Below are 16,637 nucleotides of genomic sequence, written 5' to 3' on the forward strand. Positions count from 1 at the left end.
TTATGAGAGGCGCCTATGACATCGCCAAAGCCGATATAGCCGAATCCGGCGCCTATTTCAATTACAGGACCTCGAACAGCCCGGCCGCACCCTGGCCGCCGCCGATGCACATCGTCACGACGACATACTTCGCGCCGCGACGCTTGCCTTCGATCAGCGCGTGGCCGGTCGCACGCGCGCCGGTCATGCCGTACGGGTGACCGATCGAGATCGCCCCGCCCGAAACGTTGAGCAGCTCGTTCGGAATGCCGAGCTTGTCACGGCAATACAGCACCTGCACCGCGAACGCTTCGTTAAGCTCCCACAGGCCGATATCGTCCATCTTGAGGTTGAAGCGCTCGAGCAGCTTGGGGATCGCGAAGACAGGGCCGATGCCCATCTCGTCGGGCTCGGTGCCGGCAACCGCCATGCCGACATAGCGGCCGAGCGGCTGGAGGCCGCGCTGCGAGGCGATCTTCTCTTCCATCAGCACCGACGCCGACGAGCCGTCCGAGAGCTGCGAGGCGTTGCCCGCGGTCACGTTCATGCCCGGGCCCATCACCGGCTGGAGCGCCTGAAGGCCCTCGAGCGTCGTTTCGGGGCGATTGCCCTCGTCCTTCGACAGCGTGACGTCCTTGTAGGTGACCTCCTTGGTCTCCTTGTTGGTGACGGCCATGCTTGCGCTGGTCGGGACGATCTCGGCATTGAAATAGCCGGCGGCCTGCGCGACGGCGGTGCGGCGCTGTGATTCGAGCGCATATTCGTCGCACGCTTCGCGGCTGATATTGTAGCGCTTGGCGACCGTCTCGGCGGTGACCAGCATCGACATGTAGACGTCCTTGTGCATCGCGATCAGCTCGGGATCGGGTGCGACGCGCATCTGCGGGGTCTGGACGAGGCTGATGCTCTCGACGCCGCCACCGATGGTGATATCCATGTTGTCGGTGATGATCTGCTTGGCGGCGGTGGCGATCGCCATCAGGCCCGAGGCGCACTGGCGGTCGACCGACATGCCCGGCACGGTCACAGGAAGGCCGGCGCGCAGCAGCGATGTGCGCGCGATGTTGCCGGCCTGGTGACCCTGCTGGAGCGCACAGCCGAACACGACGTCGTCGACGAGGCCACCCTCGATCCCGGCGCGCTCGACCGCAGCGCGGATTGAATGCGACGCGAGCGTCGGGGCGGGGGTGTTGTTGAAGGCACCGCGATATGCGCGGCCGATCGGGGTGCGGGCGGTGGAGACGATGACGGCGGAACGCATGGGATTTCCTTTATAACGTCGCCCCGGCGGAGGCCGGGGCCGCTCGGTAGGAAGCGCTGCTCGCGTTGCGGGCTACAACGCAGCGGCCCCGGCCTCCGCCGGGGCGACGCCAAGGATCAAACGAAAATCTGCGACATCCATTCGGCGATCATCGCGGGCTTTACCTCGCCTTCGATCTCGACCGTAAATTCGTTGGTCTGCTGCCACTGGCCCGGACGCTTCTCGTCGAAACTCAGCAGCTTGAAACGCCCGCGCACGCGCTTGCCCGAGCGGACCGGCTGGAGAAAGCGGACTTTGTTGCCGCCGTAATTGATCCCCATCTTGACGCCGTCGATCGTCACCGGATCGATGATCTTCGACGACAGCAGCGGCATCAGCGACAGCGTCAGGAAGCCGTGCGCGATCGTCCCGCCGAACGGCGTCATCGCGGCCATTGCCGGGTTGACGTGGATGAACTGATGATCGCCCGTTGCATCTGCAAACTTGTCGATCATCTCCTGGCTGACCTCGACCCAGTCGGACACCTGTTCGGTACCGATCCGGCCGGTCATTTCCTGAGCTGTAACGGTCGTCACGGCATTCCCCTGAAAGCAAATTCGTCGCATAGGCGACGTCGCGCCGGCAAATGGCACTCACGCACGCCGCGCGCAAGTCTCACCCTGACCGGAAACCGGAACATGACCTTTGACGTAGCGTCCACAGCCCGCAAATCCATGGGCGCTTTGCACCGGGCGAGCGAACCCGATGTTCTAAAGTCGCTTCTGGACCGTGCCGCGCTCACGCCCGATTCGCGCGAGCGGGTAATGGGACATGCGCTGGGCCTGCTCGCCGACCTGCGCGCGGCGCAGGGAAAGGGGTGGGTGAACCAGTTTCTACAGGAATATCGGCTCAATTCGTCCGAGGGTGTGGCGCTGCTGTCGCTCGCCGAGGCGTTCCTGCGCGTGCCCGATCCCGAGACCGCCGATCTGCTGATCGCCGACAAGCTCGGCGATGCCGATTGGCGCGCGCACACGGGCAAGTCGAACTCGACGCTCGTCAATTCGGCGACCTGGGGGCTGGTCGTTGGCCGTGCGCTCGTCGGTGATGGTCAAACGCAGAGTTCGCTCCGCCGTCTCATCAGCCGCGCGGGCGAGCCGTTCGTGCGCCAGGCGGTCGGCGCGGCGATGCGGATGATGGGCGAGATCTTCGTGATGGGCCGCACGATCGACGAAGCGATGAAGCGGATGCGCAAGCCCGAGAACAAGGGCTTTACCGCGAGTTTCGACATGCTCGGCGAAGCCGCGCGGACGCACGACGACGCCCAGCGCTATTTTCGCGCTTACACCGATGCGGTCGACGCGGTCGGGCGCGATCCGGCGGCGGGGCATTCGATCTCGGTCAAATTGTCGGCACTGCACCCGCGCTACGAAGTGTCGCGCTGGGACGAGTGCGTGCCGGCGCTGACCGAGATGCTCGAGGCGCTTGCGGTGCAGGCGGCGAGCAAGGGCATCGCGTTGACGGTCGATGCCGAGGAAAGCGAGCGGCTCGAGATGAGCCTCGATATCATCGGCACCGTTGCCGCGCTGCCGAGCCTCAAGGGCTGGGACGGGTTCGGCATGGCGGTCCAGGCATACGGCAAGCGCGCGCGGCCAGTGGTTGCGTGGGCGGGCGCGCTCGATCGCATCATGAACGTGCGGCTGGTCAAGGGTGCCTATTGGGACAGCGAGATCAAGCGCACGCAGGTCGAGGGGCTGGCCGATTATCCGCTGTTCACGCGCAAGGCAGCGACCGACGTGTCGTATCTGGCGGTGGCGCGCGACATGCTCGATGCGCCGAACATCCGTCCGGCCTTCGCCAGCCACAATGCGCTGACGGTCGCGACGATCATGGAGTGGGCCGGCAACAGCCGCGACTTCGAATTCCAGCGGCTGCACGGCATGGGTGACGGGCTGTACGAGCGGATGGTGCGCGAGAATGGCTATCATTGCCGGGTCTATGCGCCGGTCGGCGGGCATCGCGATTTGCTGGCGTATCTGGTGCGACGGTTGCTCGAGAATGGCGCGAATTCGTCGTTCGTGCATCAGCTGGCGGACGAGCGGCTGACCGAGGCCGAGATCCTCGCGGACCCGGTGGCGAAGATCGCTGCGGTGGCTGGCGCGCGGCATCCGAGCATTCCGTTGCCGGTCGATCTGTTCGGGGCGGGGCGACGGAACAGCGCCGGGCTCGATCTGGCGGACCGGGTGGTGTTGCGCGAGACGGTTGCGGCGGTCGAATCTCCCCTCCCCTTCAGGGGAGGGGCCGGGAGTGGGGCCGTGTCTCACCGAGACCAGCCCTTGGTACAGCCCCACCCCAACCCCTCCCCTGAAGGGGAGGGGCTTGCAGAAGCCGCGGTTGCGCGTGCGCATGCGGCGTTCCCCGCCTGGTCCGCCACCCCCGTCACCCAGCGCGCCGCGTGCCTCGATCGCCTCGCCGATCTGCTCGAGCAGCACCGCGACGAACTGATGGCGATCTGCGTCCAGGAAGCCTTCAAGACGATCCCCGATGCGCTCGGCGAAGTGCGCGAGGCGGTCGACTTCTGTCGCTACTATGCGCAGCAAGCACGCGATGGGCTCCAGCCGATCGAACTCCCCGGGCCAACCGGCGAGCGCAACGTGCTGCGCTTCGACGGGCGCGGCGTGTGGGCAACGATCGCGCCGTGGAACTTCCCGCTCGCAATCTTCCTCGGCCAGACGGTCGCCGCGCTCGTTACGGGCAACAGCGTCGTCGCCAAGCCCGCGCCGCAGACGCCGCGCATCGCCGCGCGCGCGGTCGAGCTCGCGCATGAAGCGGGTGTGCCGCAGGACGCGCTGATCCTGCTCCCAGGCGGCCCCGAAGTCGGCGCCGCGCTGACGGCCGATCCGCGCGTGATGGGCGTCGCCTTTACGGGTTCCACCGCCACCGCACGGAAAATCGCACGGTCGCTGCTCGAGGACGACAGCCGTCCGATCGTCCCGCTGATCGCCGAGACCGGCGGGATCAACGCGATGATCGTCGATTCGACCGCGCTTCCCGAGCAAGTCGTGGCGGACGTCGTGACATCGGCGTTCCGCTCGGCCGGGCAACGCTGTTCGGCGCTCCGCCTCCTGCTGTTGCAGGAGGAGATCGCGGGCACGACGATCGAGATGCTGAAGGGCGCGATGGACACGCTGCGGCTCGGCGATCCGGCCGATCCGGCGACCGATGTCGGCCCGGTGATCGACCAGGCGGCGTACGACAAGCTGATGGCGTATCGCGCGCGCGCTGGTGTGGTGAAGACGCTCGACGCGCCCGCCGAGGGGCTGTTCGTGCCGCCGACGCTGGTGCAGCTCGATCGGATCGAGGATCTGACGCAGGAATGGTTCGGGCCGATCCTGCACGTCGCGACATGGCCGGCGGGCAAGCTTGCGGAGACGATCGCGGCGGTCAACGCCAAGGGCTATGGCCTGACGATGGGGCTCCACAGCCGCATCGCGCGCGCTGCCGACGAGACCGAGGCGCTGGCGCAGGTCGGCAACCTCTACGTCAACCGCTCGATGATCGGCGCGGTAGTCGGGTCGCAGCCGTTTGGCGGCGAGGGGCTTTCGGGGACGGGCCCAAAGGCGGGCGGGCCGCATTACCTCCACCGCTTCGTGGTCGAGCGCGCGGTGTCGATCGATACGACCAGCGCGGGCGGCAATGCGACGTTGCTGAGCCTGGACGAAGGCGGGATCTGAGCCGTTACGTCACCCCGGCACAAGGCCGGGGTGACGGCGGGTTAGCTGTGGCCTGAATCGCCATCGACCGCCGAGTCGCTCGGCGTCGCGCCCGTTCCCTGGCGGTGGGCGGGGACGGGCGTCGGCTCGGCCTTTTCCGCAGCCGGGCGCGGGTCGGTCGCGGCATACGGCAGCACCATCTCGCCGTCGGGCGCGGCGGTGAAGCTCGTCTGCGTGGGATAAGCGAGGCTGATCCCCGCATCGTTGAGGCAGCGGATGATTGCCAGCGCCACCATATGGCGCGCGTCGTAGAATTCCTGGAAGGCAGCGCTCGGCGAGTCGAATTCGACGTCGAAATCGTAGCTGCTCGCGCCGAAGGTGGTGAAGCCCGCGCGGACGAACTTCATGCCCTTTTCCTCGACCACCGCCTTGATCATCGTCGGCAGCGCCTCGAGCGTCTCGATCGGCGTCCATTGCACCAGCCCGAGCGTGAACACGACGCGGCGATATTCGCGCTGCGTGTTGTTGATGATTTCCTTCTCGAGCAATTGCTTGTTGGCGACGATCCGCTCCTCGCCTGTGACGCCGCGGATGCGCGTCGACTTGAGGCCGATCGCCTCGACCGTGCCCGACGATTTGTCATAGCTGATCGCGTCGCCGCGGCGGAACGGGCGGTCGAAGATGATCGCCAGCGCGGCGAACAGATCGGCAAAGATGCCCTGCGCTGCCAGACCGATCGCGATGCCGCCGACGCCGAGACCTGCGATCAGGCCGGTGACGTTGACCCCCAGATTGTCGAGCACGACGATCGCGGCGATTGCGAACACGGCAAAGCCGACGAGGATGCGGATGATTCCCATCGCGCTGCCGATCGCCTCGCCCGAATAATGCTCGTCGGCGGTGCGATATTCGATTCCGCCGATGATGATCTCACGCGCCCAGATCGCGCCTTGATAGCCCGCGGTCAGGATCCAGACGAGGTTGATCGTCGCGCGCACCTCTTGCGGCGTGCCGGCGAAATTGCCCGCGCTGACGAGCTTGACCGCCGCCACCACCATGAAGGTGTTGCCCGTCGCCAGCACCGCCCGCGCGACGATCGCGCCCCAGCGTCGCGATTGCTTGGGGTGCGCACAGTATTTGCGCGCGATACGCCGCACCAAATGCATCGCGAACACCAGCAGACTGGCCATCCCGACAGCAATGATGAGCTGGAGCCAATGTGTCGCGGCCCAGCGATAGGTCGTGCCGATCAGGCTGCGGAGTTGTTCGTCGAAATCCTGGACGCGGATCGGCGGCAGGATCGAAGTGCTATTCTTGACGGTCATTTAAAACTTCTCAGGCGGCTTTCGCGGAAGACGGCGGCGTGCCCTGTTCGAGGAAAGCGAGCAAGCCGCGTTCGGCGCGGCTTAAATGCTGCGTGCTGCGCGGCAGGCGGAGCGTTTCGCGAAACGCGGACTGTCCGTCCTTGGCGAGCGCGAGCAAAGCGGGGTGGACGTAGGATTTGCGCGCGATCGCGGGCGTGTTGCCGAGCGCTTCGCTGACCGGCAGCAACATCGTCTTGAGGCTGATGTCGTGCGTCGCGCCGGCGAGCGCCTCGAACGCGAGCACGCTCGCGCTCCATGTGCGGAAATGCTTCGCGGTGAAATCGGCGCCCATCGCCTCGCGGATATAGGCGTTGACGTCGGACGAGGTAACCGGGTGCGCCTCGCCGTCGCTGTCGACCCAGCGGAACAGGTGCTGCCCGGGGAGATCCTGGCAGCGCTTGACGAAGCGGCTGAGCGATCCGTCGGTGATCGTCAGCACGCGCAGCTTGCCCGACTTGGCCTTGAACTGGAGCTTCAGCGACTGGCCCTTCAGCGCGGCGTGGCGCTTGCGCAAGGTGGTCGCGCCGAAGCTCTTGTTCGCCTTCACATAGCCTTCGTTGCCGATGCGGACCTTGCCGAGATCGAGCAGCCGGACGACCGCCGCGACCGCGGTATCCTTGCCGATCCCGCGCTTGGCGAGGTCGGCGGCGACGCGTGCGCGCAGCTTGGGCAGCGCATGGCCGAACGGCGCGCACAACTCGTACTTGGCCGCTTCCTGCGTCTCGCGGAAATCGACGTGATAGCGATATTGCTTGCGGCCCTTCTCGTCCCAGCCGACCGCCTGGATATGGCCGGTCGGGCTCGGGCAGTACCATGCATCGCGATAGGCGGGGGGCAGGCCGATCGCGTTCAGCCGGTCGATCTCGTCGCGATCGGTGATGCGCGCACCATCGACATCATAATAGCCCCAGCCATGGCGCACGGCCTTGCGTGTAATACCAGGGTCACTGTCGTCGTGGTAAGAAAGCTTCGTCATGGCCCTTATGAATGCACGGGCCATCGCAACGTTCCGGAACGGGCTGGCCCTCCCGATGGTTAAGCCGCCGGAACACTTAGCCGGAGACTCCCCATGGCCGATCTTTCAAACGTCCACGTGCTCATTCTCGCAACCGATGGTTTCGAGCAAGTCGAACTCTTCGAACCGCGCCAGGCGCTGCTTGACGCCGGCGTCAAGGTGACGCTCGCCTCGGAGAAGATGGACCCGATCCAGGGCATGAACCATGACGAGAAGGGCGACACGATCACGCCCGACATGCTGCTCGACGACGTCGATACCGAGGATTACACCGCGCTGCTGCTGCCGGGTGGCGTCGCCAACCCCGACACGCTGCGGATGAACGACCGCGCGATCGAGATCATCGAGGAATTCGCCGACGACGAGAAGCTGATCGCCGCGATTTGCCACGCGCCGTGGCTGCTGATCGAGGCCGATGTCGTCGACGGTCGCCGCATGACGAGCTGGCCGTCGGTGCGGACCGATCTCGCCAATGCCGGCGCCGATGTGGTCGACGAGGAAGTCGTCGTCGACGGATCGTTCATCACCAGCCGCAAGCCCGAGGATATTCCTGCCTTCAACAAGGCGATCCTCGCGGCGCTTCAGGAAGAGCTGGAAGACGCCTGACCCGAGATCCTCGCTCGCCGCAAGCGGGCGGGGATTTGGTTCATCCAGCTTTGCGCGGGGCGCTCGACCAGGTGGTGGAGCGCCACCGACGTGCCGAGGACGAGCGCGAGATACAGCGCGACCAGGACCGGGGCGATGCTGTGTACGTCGTCGACCAAGGCGAGCTTGAAGATGACGAACAGCAGGAAGTGGCTGAGATACGTCGCGTAGCTGATCTCGCCGAGATAGTGCAGCGCGGGGATTTCGAGCGGGTTGCCGCGCAGTCCCGAGGTAAGGGCGAGCGCCAGCAGCGCGGCAGCAAAGGCGGCCGGCACCGTCAGCGTCTCGGGCTGGCCCGATAGCTTTGCGGCATACGCCACCACCGTACAGCCTATCGCCACGAGCGCAGGCAGGATCGGTGCATCGCGCCACCGCTCCCATAGCGAGCACAGCGCGCCGCCGACCGCGAATTCGATCAGACAGCGCCGTAGCCCGTAGGTCCAGATCTCGAAGCCAAGCGTCGGCGAACCCGCCATCGCGACGTGCAACAGCCCGAGCAAGCCGACGATCGCGGCGACCACGCCCAAGCTCGGTATGCGCCGCCAGTCGAGCGCGAAGGAGACGAGCGGGAACAGCAGATACGCCGCCCATTCGGTGCTGATCGACCAGCTCGGGTCGTTCCATGCGAGGCGATCGGTGAACCCCCATGTCTGCATCAGCAGGACATGGAGCGGCAGTTCGGCATACGGGTAATGCGCCGCATCGTGCCGCCCGGTCGCGGCAAGCGCGAGCACCAGCGCGAGCGTCGCGCCGAGCACGACGATGTGCAACGGCCAGATCCGTGCAAGCCGGCGCCACAGGAAGCCCGGCACCGCGCGGACCCCGCCTTGCCGCAGCCGCGCGCTCCAGCTCAGCCAGATCACGAAGCCCGAAAGCAGGAAGAAGAAATCGACCGCGAGATACCCCTTGGCGAAGACGGCCAGCAGCGTTGGCGGCAGCCAGTCGAGCGACAGCCGAATATGATAGAGCACGACGAACCACGCGGCGATCCCGCGCATCCCGGTCAGTGCGCGCAGTTCGTGGCGGTGGACGGCAGCGGTGGGGACGGGGGCCGACATCAGGCGGACGCGGGTTCGACCGTTCGCACCGCCCGGCGCTGCTGCCACGGCGCGCCGGCGCGCTTGCGCGAGAGGTAGGTATCGAGCCCGATCTGCGCGCCGATCAGCATGTAGACGAACGGCTGGAACGCGATGCCGATGAACGCCGCGCCGAGCAGATAGACGATATGCGCCGATTGCAACGCGCCGGCGAGCGGCGTGACCCACGCCATATCCGCCGCCGCCTTGCGATAGCGGTGGCGCAGCACTTCCATCCGGAAAATGCCGATCAGGCTGATCGAAAGCCAGAGGATGAGCCCGGGAAAGCCTTGTTCGCCGAGCATCTCGAAATAGGCGCTATGGAAGGCGCGGGCCTGATCCACCGTCAAATGGCGGTCGACGGTGGAATTCGCGGCGGTCCCTTCGACGCGTTCGGTATCGTAGCGGATCTTGTTCTGGCGGTACATTTCGAAGCCGCCGCCCATCGGGTGCTCCTTGGCATAGTCCCAGGTCCAGCCCCACACCGCGAGCCGCGTCGAGGCGGATTCGTCGCCCTTGTAGGTCTTGATCGTGCTCATCCGGTTGGTGAACGACGATGGCAGGAAGGGCACTGCGATCATGCCCGCGGTAGCGAGCAGACACAGATACAGCACCTTGCGCTTGGCATCGCGCAGCATCAGCACCGCGACGAGGCCGATGCACAGCAATCCGGTGCGCGTCGAGGTGCCGACCGGGATCAGCAGGCACGAAAAGACCAGCGCGTAGCAGAAGCCCTTCACCTTCCAGTCGGGCGGGAAGATCGTGCCGTGCCGCGTGAACCACAGGATCAGCGGGATGATCGCGACCGCGACGGTCGAGATGGTCGAGCCTTCGTACAGCCCCGAATTGTTCGACACCATCAAGTTGAGCGAGCCATAGCCGCCGCCGCCGCTGGCAATCGTCTTGATCCCGCCGACGATGATGATCGATGCCGCCGAGGCGACCATCACGAGCAGCAGCGCTTCGATCCGGAGCTTGGTGCGCAGCGTGAAGGGCAGGAAGGCGGCAAATGCGAGGCACTTCCAGACCCAGCCCCATTTATCGAGCGCCTCGACCGGGAAATCGGCGGTGAGCGTGGTGCAGTAGCAATAGACCATCAGCACGACGATCAGGCCCTGCCGCGGCGCGACGCGCGTGCCGGTCTTGTCATCGGCGACGAGCCATCCGCCAACCGAAAGCACCACCGCGATCAGCGAGATCGGGATGCTGTTGAGCAGGAAATACGTCAGCCGCTGCGGCGCGACGACGTCGATATAGACATAGGCAAGGACAAAGATGAACGGCCGGCGAAACCCCGCCGCAAAGAAGGCGGCGAGAAAGGCGACGAAGACGAGATCACGCAAGCGGGCGGCCCTTCCGCTTTCGGGCGGGGGCCTCGCCGGGCACGCTTTCGCGGTCGAGATCGGGCCGGCGCAGCAGCCGCCAGATCGTCAGCGCGATCAGGCCGTGGCTGATCGCCAGCGCGAGATTGTCGATCATGCCGTCGCGCTCCTTTCCGCTGCTCGCATCCGCCCTATCGCCGGGTGGCCCGAACGGGCACAGCCGCTCTACGTGCGTTCAAGTTGAGGCTCCGTTAAGCACTCGTGCGTTAGGGCGATAGCATGCGTATTCTTCATCTTCTGGATCACGGCCTGCCGTTGCAAAGCGGCTACACCTTTCGCACCCGCGCAATCCTCAAGAGCCAGATGCGACGCGGCTGGACGATCGCCGCAGTCACCGGGCCGCGGCATGCATCGCCAGCGGCGGGGCTGGAGAGCGTCGATGGCATCGACTTCTACCGCACCGCTGCGGTCAAGCGCTTGCCCGCGCCATTCGGCGAACTGCGCGAGATCGCGGCCTTCGCCAAGCGAATCGGCGAGGTGGTCGAGCAGTTCAAGCCCGATATTCTCCACGCGCATTCGCCCGTGCTCGATGCGCTCGCCGGCTTGCGCGTCGCGGGCAAATACAAATTGCCGCTGGTCTATGAGATCCGCGCTTTCTGGGAAGACGCGTCGGTCGGCAACGGGACGGGGCGCGAAGGATCGCTGCGCTATCGTGCTACTCGCGCGCTCGAGACATGGGCGGTCAAGCGGGCCGATGCGGTCGCGGTGATTTGCGAGGGATTGCGCGATGATCTGATCGCGCGCGGGATCGATCCGGGCAAGCTGATCGTCTCGCCCAACGGCGTCGATCTCGCGATGTTCGGTACCCCGCTGCCGCACGACGCCGCGCTTGCCGCAACGCTCGGCGTGACGGGCAAGGAAGTGATCGGCTTCATCGGCAGCTTCTACGATTATGAAGGGCTCGACGATCTGATCGCGGCGATGCCCGCCCTGGTCGCTGCGCGCCCGCAAGCGCATCTCGTGCTCGTCGGCGGCGGTCCGATGGAGGCGGCGTTGCACGCGCAAGCCGCGGCATCGCCGGTGGCGGCGCAGATCCATTTCGTCGGGCGCGTGCCGCACGGCGAGGTCGAGCGCTATTACAGCGTGATCGACGTGCTGGCCTACCCGCGCAAGAAGATGCGGCTGACCGATCTGGTGACGCCGCTCAAGCCGCTCGAGGCGATGGCGCAGCGCCGACTCGTCGCCGCCTCGGACGTTGGCGGGCACCGCGAGCTGATCAGCGATCCCGAGACGGGCACGCTGTTCCCGCCCGGCGACCCAAGCGCGATGTCGCAATCGCTCGCCGATCTGCTCGCGGACCGTGGGAGCTGGGAAGGCCGCCGCGAGCGCGGGCGTACTTTTGTCGAGGCAGAGCGTAACTGGGCCGTTAACGTGGCGCGTTACGCGCCCGTTTACCAAAAACTTACTGATAGTATGGCAGAGCAGAGTGCATGGCCGTCTCCTCCAATCCTCAACGCCTGACCCTCCCGCTGGCCCCGCTCGTCGCGGGGATAATCGGGGTGCTGACCGCGGCGATGTTTGCGCTGGTCCCGACAGCGCTGCTCGAATCGATGGTGGTCGATAGCGGGATCGCCGCAGTGATCTCGGCAGCCGAACCGCCCTTGGGGCTCACCGCGCGCGCCGCCTTGGTGCTGCTGTGCGGTGGTGGTGTCGGCGTGCTCGCATGGTTCGCGTTGTTCCTGACCTTCGGCGGCCGCACGATCGCGCTGCGCCGCCCGGTTTCGGACGGCGACAACGCGCCCGTGCTGCGTCGCGCCGACGCGCATCCCGATGCGCCGGCGCGCCGTCCGCTGTTTGCCAATACCGATCTCGGCACGCCGTTCCTTGAAGTCCGCGCGCGCCCGGTGCACCTCGATGCCGACGACGTCGCGCCGCTGGTCGAACGGCCGCTGCCGGTTGATCTCGACGAGCCGCTTTCGGCCTATGATTCAAGCTTCCTGCGCGAGCCCGGGGTGCCGGCGTCCGATCCCGACGGCCAGCCCAAGCCTGACGTGGTGGCGAGCGCGCCGCTGCCGCTGCCGCTCCCACGTCGCCAGATCTATGATCCGAGCGAACGCTTCGAAACTTTCCCGCTCGGCCCGATCGACGCACCTGTCCCGGCGCGGCGCACGCCCAGCCCGATATCGCGTCCGGCTCGTCCTGCCGAGAGCGCGGGTGATCCGTCGGAAACGATCCACGCCTTGCTCGACCGGCTCGAACGCGTCGTCGGCCGCCGCGACCCGGCCGCAGCCTCGCCCGAGACGATCGAAGGGACGGTCGGCAGCTTGCGGCAAATGGCGACCGATCCGCGCTGACTCGCGCAATCGCCGGTGACGGGCGCATCGGTCAAACTTCGACGGTCAGCGCTTCGAGTGCTACCACGAGCTCTTCGTCATGCCGAGTGGCCGACAGGATGACGATGTCGGCGACGAGATGCCCGCGAATCGGCAGGTCTGCCTCGGCGAGCGCCTTTAGCCATAGTCCGCCCGTGGGATCGTCGGGCAGCGTAAGCGCCACGGTGTGACGCGCGCCGGCAAAGGTCGCGCTCGCCCAGCGAGTCGAATCCCGCACGCACACGCTGACATCACATCCCGCCGCGTCGGCATGGCGTTCTAGCGCACGCCGGAGCAGCGTCGCGGCATCGGGGCCGCGGCTCACCGCGACACCCGCTGGTCGGCCAGGAACGCCTCGATCCGGCGGACCATGCGGGCGCCCGGTTCGCGGCCGCGGCGCAAGTCGCGCACGAGGCGGGGGTCACGCACCGCCAGCCGCCCGAATGTGGTTGGCGGCATCGCGCTCGCCCTCAGATAACGGTCGATCTTCTGCAACACGGACATGGAGGTCTCCTCACGATTCGTCGGCGCCGATGGGCTTGGTGTTCACGATCCGTTCTATTTTCCAACTTGTCTAGGAAAATTCCTATGGCTATCATGGCGACGATGGACGCTTCCGATCCTCGCGCGCGGCTCGCCGCGCTAATCGACGCGCAGGGCGTCAGCTATGCCGCGCTGTCGCGGATGCTTCGCCGCAACGAGGCGTATCTCCAGCAATATGTCCGCCGGGGCACGCCCCGCGATCTGGCCGAGCGCGACCGCGCCTTGCTCGCTGCCTATTTCCGGGTCGATGCGACGGAACTCGGCGGCGTCGCGGCTCCGCGTATGGCGCCGATCCGTCGGCTCGATATCGAGGCTTCGGCCGGCCCGGGTGCGTTCAGCGGCGACGCGCCGGGGGAGGGGGCGATGCTGCTCGACCCGCGCTTGCTCGAATCGTTGCGGCTCGGCGCGAAGGATGCGGCGATGCTGCGCGCGCGGGGTGATTCAATGCTGCCGACGATTGCCGATGGCGACCAGATCGTGATCGACGAGCGCGACACGCGGTTGGGCACCGTGCCAGCAATCTTCGTATTGCGGCTCGACGGGGTCGTGCTCGTCAAGCGCGTGTCGAAGGCTAGGGATGGCATGCTGATCGAAAGCGACAATCCGGCCTATCCGCCGATCACCACGACTGCCGCCGCGATCATCGGCCGCGTGGTCTGGCTGTCGCGCGCGCTGCGTTAGCGCCGCAGGTCGCGCAGCCACATGACGAGCGAGATCGCCACCCCGACCCCAAGCCCGATCAGGAAGCCACGCGTCGGGCCGAGCGGCGTGAACAGGCCGATGCCGGTTCCGGCGATCGCGCCGATCGCGATGAGCGCACCGCCGGCAAGCGGGGTGCGGGGAGGGGATGAGCGGACCATGTCGTGCGCTGTGCCATGTCCCGCCGCAGGACGCCAGCGTCCCATGCTGGGCGCCTTGGGGCGGCGCGCGCGGAGGCGTTAACCTTTGTCAGGCGCGGGCTTAGGGGGATGTCGCGGTCTGGCACGGACCGTGAAGCGAGCGCGTGTCCGCAAGCCCGCGGTCGCGTAACGTGCGGAGAGTGCATGGTTGTTCCCTATCTCGCGGATTGCACCGAAGTGACGCACGCGACCGATCTTATCACGGTCTTCGGCGGCGACGCCGGGCTCGAGGCCGCCGCGCGCGCCAATCGCAGCCGCGATCTCGGCAACTATCTGCACTTCTGCCGCTGGCGGCAGATCGAGCGCTTGATCGCCTTGCTCTCGTTCGACCGCGCGATCGGCACGATTCACTGATTGCGCCGCCGGGCGCGCGCTAAACCCCTGTCGTTCGCCCGGCAGCCGGGCTAGGACGGCGTATGTCGTTATCGGTCGGGCGGCGGCGCGCGTATCGGGCGGCCGCTGGAATTCTTTGGTGTGTCGGGTGCGGCGCGGCGGCGGCGCAGACGCGGCCGTCGGCGAGCCCGATCGCGTCTCCCGCCGATCCGGGGCCGCAGACGCCGCTCCCGCTCGATCCGCAATCGCCAATGGCACCGTTGCCGGGGCTCGGGGTCGACTGGCCCGATCTGTCGAAAGCGCCGCAGGAACCCGTTGTCGCCGACACCCCGACCGCGATGACCGGCGAGACGCGCTACAGCTACCGCATCGACGGGATCGACAGCGTGGCGAGCACGCTGCTGCGCGATCGCTTCGCGCAACTCTCGACGTTGAAGTCCAATGACGGGCAGCCCGCCAACGCCGCGCAGCTCGACCGCCGCGCGCGCGAGGACGCGACCCTGCTGACGACGCTGCTGCGCGGCGAAGGCTATTACGACGCGCGAGTCGGGACACGCGTCGAGCCCGCGGCGCGGCCGCTCGTGGTGCTCGATGCCGACCCCGGCACGCTGTACACCTTCGGCGGCGTGACGGTCGCCGGTGTCGATGCCGCAGGCGAGAAGGCGCCAGCGCTGCGCAAGGCGTTCGGGCTCGACCCGGGCGACGCGGTCAATGTCGATGCGGTGCTGGCGGCCGAGACGAGCCTGCGCACGACGATCGGGGATCGCGGCTTTCCGTTCGCGATCGTCGGCGATCCGCAGATCGTGGTCGATCGGGCCGCGCACACCGCGACGCTCGACTTGACCGTCGTCCCCGGCGGCGCGCGCCGTTTCGGGGCGATCACGATGACGTCGGGCAGCGCGATCTTCGATGCCGACCACGTCCAGGACATTGCGCGCTTCGTGCCAGGCCAGCCGTTCGACGCCTCGGCGCTCGCCGATCTGCGCCGTGCGCTTGTCCAGACCAGCCTGGTGTCGAGCGTCAAGATCACACCCGTAGAGGGCAAGGAACCCGGCACGGTCGACATCGCGGTCGGGCTCGAGCCCGCACCCAAGCACACGATTGCAGGCGAGCTCGGTTATGGCACCGGCGAGGGCGCGCGTGCGGCGCTCAGCTGGACCAACCGCAACCTCCTCCCGCCCGAAGGCGCGCTGACGCTGGCGGGGGTGCTCGGCACGCAGGAGCAATCGGCCAGCGCCACCTTCCGCCGCAACAATTTCAACGGACGCGACCGGATCCTGACCTTCCAGACGGTCGCCTCGAACGTCAAACGCAACGCCTATCAAGCACGCACGGTGTCGCTGTCGGGCAGCCTCGAGCGCCAGACCAACATCTTCTTCCAGAAAAAATGGACGTGGTCGCTCGGCGCCGAACTCGTCGCCTCGGACGAGCGCGACGTGATCCTCGACACCGGCGCGCCGCGGCGGCGAACCTATTTCATCGGCGCGCTGCCCTCCGTGCTGAGCTATGACGGGTCGAACGACTTGCTCGATCCGACGCGCGGCTTCCGCCTCAGCGGACGCCTGTCGCCCGAGATTTCGCTCGAGGGCAAAGCCTTTGGCTATGCGCGGATGCAAGTCGATGCGAGCGCCTACAAGAGCGTCGCCAAGGGCACCGTGCTTGCCGCGCGGATCCGGCTCGGCACGATCGCGGGTGCGCCGCGCGATGCGATCGCGCCGTCGCGGCGCTTCTATGCGGGCGGCGGGGCGTCGGTGCGGGGCTATGGCTATCAGGACATCGGCCCGCGCGATCCCAACAACGACCCCGTCGGCGGGCGGAGTCTCGCCGAATTCTCGGTCGAGGCGCGCGTCAAGACGTTCGGCAATTTCGGGGTCGTGCCGTTCTTCGATGGCGGCAATATCTCGACCGGGCTGCTGCCGAGCTTCGGCGCGCTGCGCTACGGCGCGGGGCTCGGCGTGCGCTATTATTCGAATTTCGGGCCGATCCGCATCGATGTCGGCACGCCCGTCAATCCCGCGCCGGGCGATCCGCGCGTGGCGGTCTATGTCTCGCTGGGGCAGGCGTTTTGAGCGACGCCGCGTCGCCCGTCGAACACGCTGCCGACGCGGCACCGATCGCGACGGTCAAGCCGCACGGCGC

At 67.0% G+C, this 16,637-nt stretch carries 17 protein-coding genes; 7 read left to right on the plus strand and 10 right to left on the minus strand.

Annotated elements, in window-relative coordinates; all coding sequences use genetic code 11:
• Positions 1-61 precede the first annotated feature (61 nt).
• Positions 62-1,240 (minus strand): acetyl-CoA C-acyltransferase, encoded by a 1,179-nt coding sequence (locus IE187_RS13760; RefSeq protein WP_189676732.1) that lies wholly within the window; start codon positions 1,238-1,240, stop codon positions 62-64.
• Positions 1,241-1,356: 116 nt separating this feature from the next.
• Positions 1,357-1,791, minus strand: coding sequence for a MaoC family dehydratase (locus tag IE187_RS13765; protein ID WP_189676946.1), 435 nt, complete (start codon positions 1,789-1,791; stop codon positions 1,357-1,359).
• Between the two features lie 162 nt (positions 1,792-1,953).
• On the opposite strand from IE187_RS13765, the gene putA reads away from it, so the two are divergent.
• The gene (putA, locus tag IE187_RS13770; RefSeq protein WP_229839435.1) at positions 1,954-4,950 is read left to right on the plus strand and encodes a bifunctional proline dehydrogenase/L-glutamate gamma-semialdehyde dehydrogenase PutA; all 2,997 of its coding nucleotides are present in this window, start codon (positions 1,954-1,956) and stop codon (positions 4,948-4,950) included.
• A gap of 41 nt (positions 4,951-4,991) precedes the next feature.
• Here the strand turns inward: putA and IE187_RS13775 are convergent, their stop codons facing one another.
• Together IE187_RS13775 and IE187_RS13780 are read right to left on the minus strand one after the other, a co-directional pair.
• Positions 4,992-6,254 carry a mechanosensitive ion channel family protein gene (locus IE187_RS13775; protein WP_189676734.1) on the minus strand — a complete coding sequence of 421 codons (1,263 nt, stop codon included), beginning with the start codon at positions 6,252-6,254 and terminating at the stop codon, positions 4,992-4,994.
• 10 nt (positions 6,255-6,264) lie between these two features.
• Complete coding sequence (locus IE187_RS13780; RefSeq protein WP_133187005.1) at positions 6,265-7,269, minus strand: DNA topoisomerase IB; 1,005 nt, start codon at positions 7,267-7,269, stop codon at positions 6,265-6,267.
• Positions 7,270-7,362: 93 nt separating this feature from the next.
• Between IE187_RS13780 and IE187_RS13785 the strand changes: the two genes are divergently transcribed.
• Positions 7,363-7,914 (plus strand): type 1 glutamine amidotransferase domain-containing protein, encoded by a 552-nt coding sequence (locus IE187_RS13785; protein ID WP_189676735.1) that lies wholly within the window; start codon positions 7,363-7,365, stop codon positions 7,912-7,914.
• Here the strand turns inward: IE187_RS13785 and IE187_RS13790 are convergent.
• Genes IE187_RS13790 through IE187_RS13800 form a run of 3 tightly spaced genes read right to left on the minus strand, consistent with a single transcriptional unit; the run spans position 7,890 to position 10,508 of the window.
• Entirely contained in the window at positions 7,890-9,011 is a 1,122-nt protein-coding gene (locus IE187_RS13790) for an acyltransferase family protein (RefSeq protein WP_229839412.1), read from the minus strand. The genes IE187_RS13785 and IE187_RS13790 overlap by 25 nt on opposite strands.
• On the minus strand, positions 9,011-10,372 hold the full coding sequence (locus tag IE187_RS13795; protein ID WP_189676736.1) for a putative O-glycosylation ligase, exosortase A system-associated: 1,362 nt from the start codon (positions 10,370-10,372) through the stop codon (positions 9,011-9,013). The genes IE187_RS13790 and IE187_RS13795 overlap by 1 nt, the downstream gene beginning before the upstream one ends.
• Entirely contained in the window at positions 10,365-10,508 is a 144-nt protein-coding gene (locus IE187_RS13800) for a hypothetical protein (RefSeq protein WP_165954436.1), read from the minus strand. Before IE187_RS13800 ends, IE187_RS13795 begins: the two co-directional genes overlap by 8 nt.
• A gap of 122 nt (positions 10,509-10,630) precedes the next feature.
• On the opposite strand from IE187_RS13800, the gene IE187_RS13805 reads away from it, so the two are divergent.
• Together IE187_RS13805 and IE187_RS13810 are read left to right on the plus strand one after the other, a co-directional pair.
• Positions 10,631-11,872: a TIGR04063 family PEP-CTERM/XrtA system glycosyltransferase gene (locus IE187_RS13805; RefSeq protein WP_189676737.1), complete on the plus strand. Its 1,242-nt coding sequence runs from the start codon at positions 10,631-10,633 to the stop codon at positions 11,870-11,872.
• The gene (locus IE187_RS13810; RefSeq protein WP_189676738.1) at positions 11,842-12,705 is read left to right on the plus strand and encodes a hypothetical protein; all 864 of its coding nucleotides are present in this window, start codon (positions 11,842-11,844) and stop codon (positions 12,703-12,705) included. The genes IE187_RS13805 and IE187_RS13810 overlap by 31 nt, the downstream gene beginning before the upstream one ends.
• A 31-nt stretch (positions 12,706-12,736) precedes the next feature.
• Here the strand turns inward: IE187_RS13810 and IE187_RS13815 are convergent, their stop codons facing one another.
• The gene (locus IE187_RS13815; RefSeq protein WP_189676739.1) at positions 12,737-13,048 is read right to left on the minus strand and encodes a hypothetical protein; all 312 of its coding nucleotides are present in this window, start codon (positions 13,046-13,048) and stop codon (positions 12,737-12,739) included.
• Entirely contained in the window at positions 13,045-13,227 is a 183-nt protein-coding gene (locus IE187_RS13820) for a hypothetical protein (RefSeq protein ID WP_133187017.1), read from the minus strand. Before IE187_RS13820 ends, IE187_RS13815 begins: the two co-directional genes overlap by 4 nt.
• An 84-nt stretch (positions 13,228-13,311) precedes the next feature.
• Between IE187_RS13820 and IE187_RS13825 the strand changes: the two genes are divergently transcribed.
• A complete protein-coding gene (locus IE187_RS13825; protein ID WP_229839413.1) occupies positions 13,312-13,947 on the plus strand; it encodes a S24 family peptidase in 636 nt (211 codons plus the stop codon).
• On the opposite strand, the gene IE187_RS13830 is transcribed toward IE187_RS13825, so the two are convergent.
• Positions 13,944-14,171 carry a hypothetical protein gene (locus tag IE187_RS13830; protein WP_229839414.1) on the minus strand — a complete coding sequence of 76 codons (228 nt, stop codon included), beginning with the start codon at positions 14,169-14,171 and terminating at the stop codon, positions 13,944-13,946. The two genes, IE187_RS13825 and IE187_RS13830, sit on opposite strands and share 4 nt — an antisense overlap.
• 138 nt (positions 14,172-14,309) lie before the next feature.
• On the opposite strand from IE187_RS13830, the gene IE187_RS13835 reads away from it, so the two are divergent.
• Together IE187_RS13835 and IE187_RS13840 are read left to right on the plus strand one after the other, a co-directional pair.
• Positions 14,310-14,519, plus strand: a complete 210-nt coding sequence (locus tag IE187_RS13835) for a hypothetical protein (RefSeq protein ID WP_133187019.1) — start codon at positions 14,310-14,312, stop codon at positions 14,517-14,519.
• A gap of 62 nt (positions 14,520-14,581) precedes the next feature.
• The gene (locus IE187_RS13840) at positions 14,582-16,567 is read left to right on the plus strand and encodes an autotransporter assembly complex protein TamA (RefSeq protein WP_189676740.1); all 1,986 of its coding nucleotides are present in this window, start codon (positions 14,582-14,584) and stop codon (positions 16,565-16,567) included.
• The last annotated feature ends 70 nt before the right edge of the window (positions 16,568-16,637 follow it).

The organism is Sphingomonas glacialis (assembly GCF_014653575.1).
GTDB lineage: Bacteria > Pseudomonadota > Alphaproteobacteria > Sphingomonadales > Sphingomonadaceae > Sphingomonas > Sphingomonas glacialis.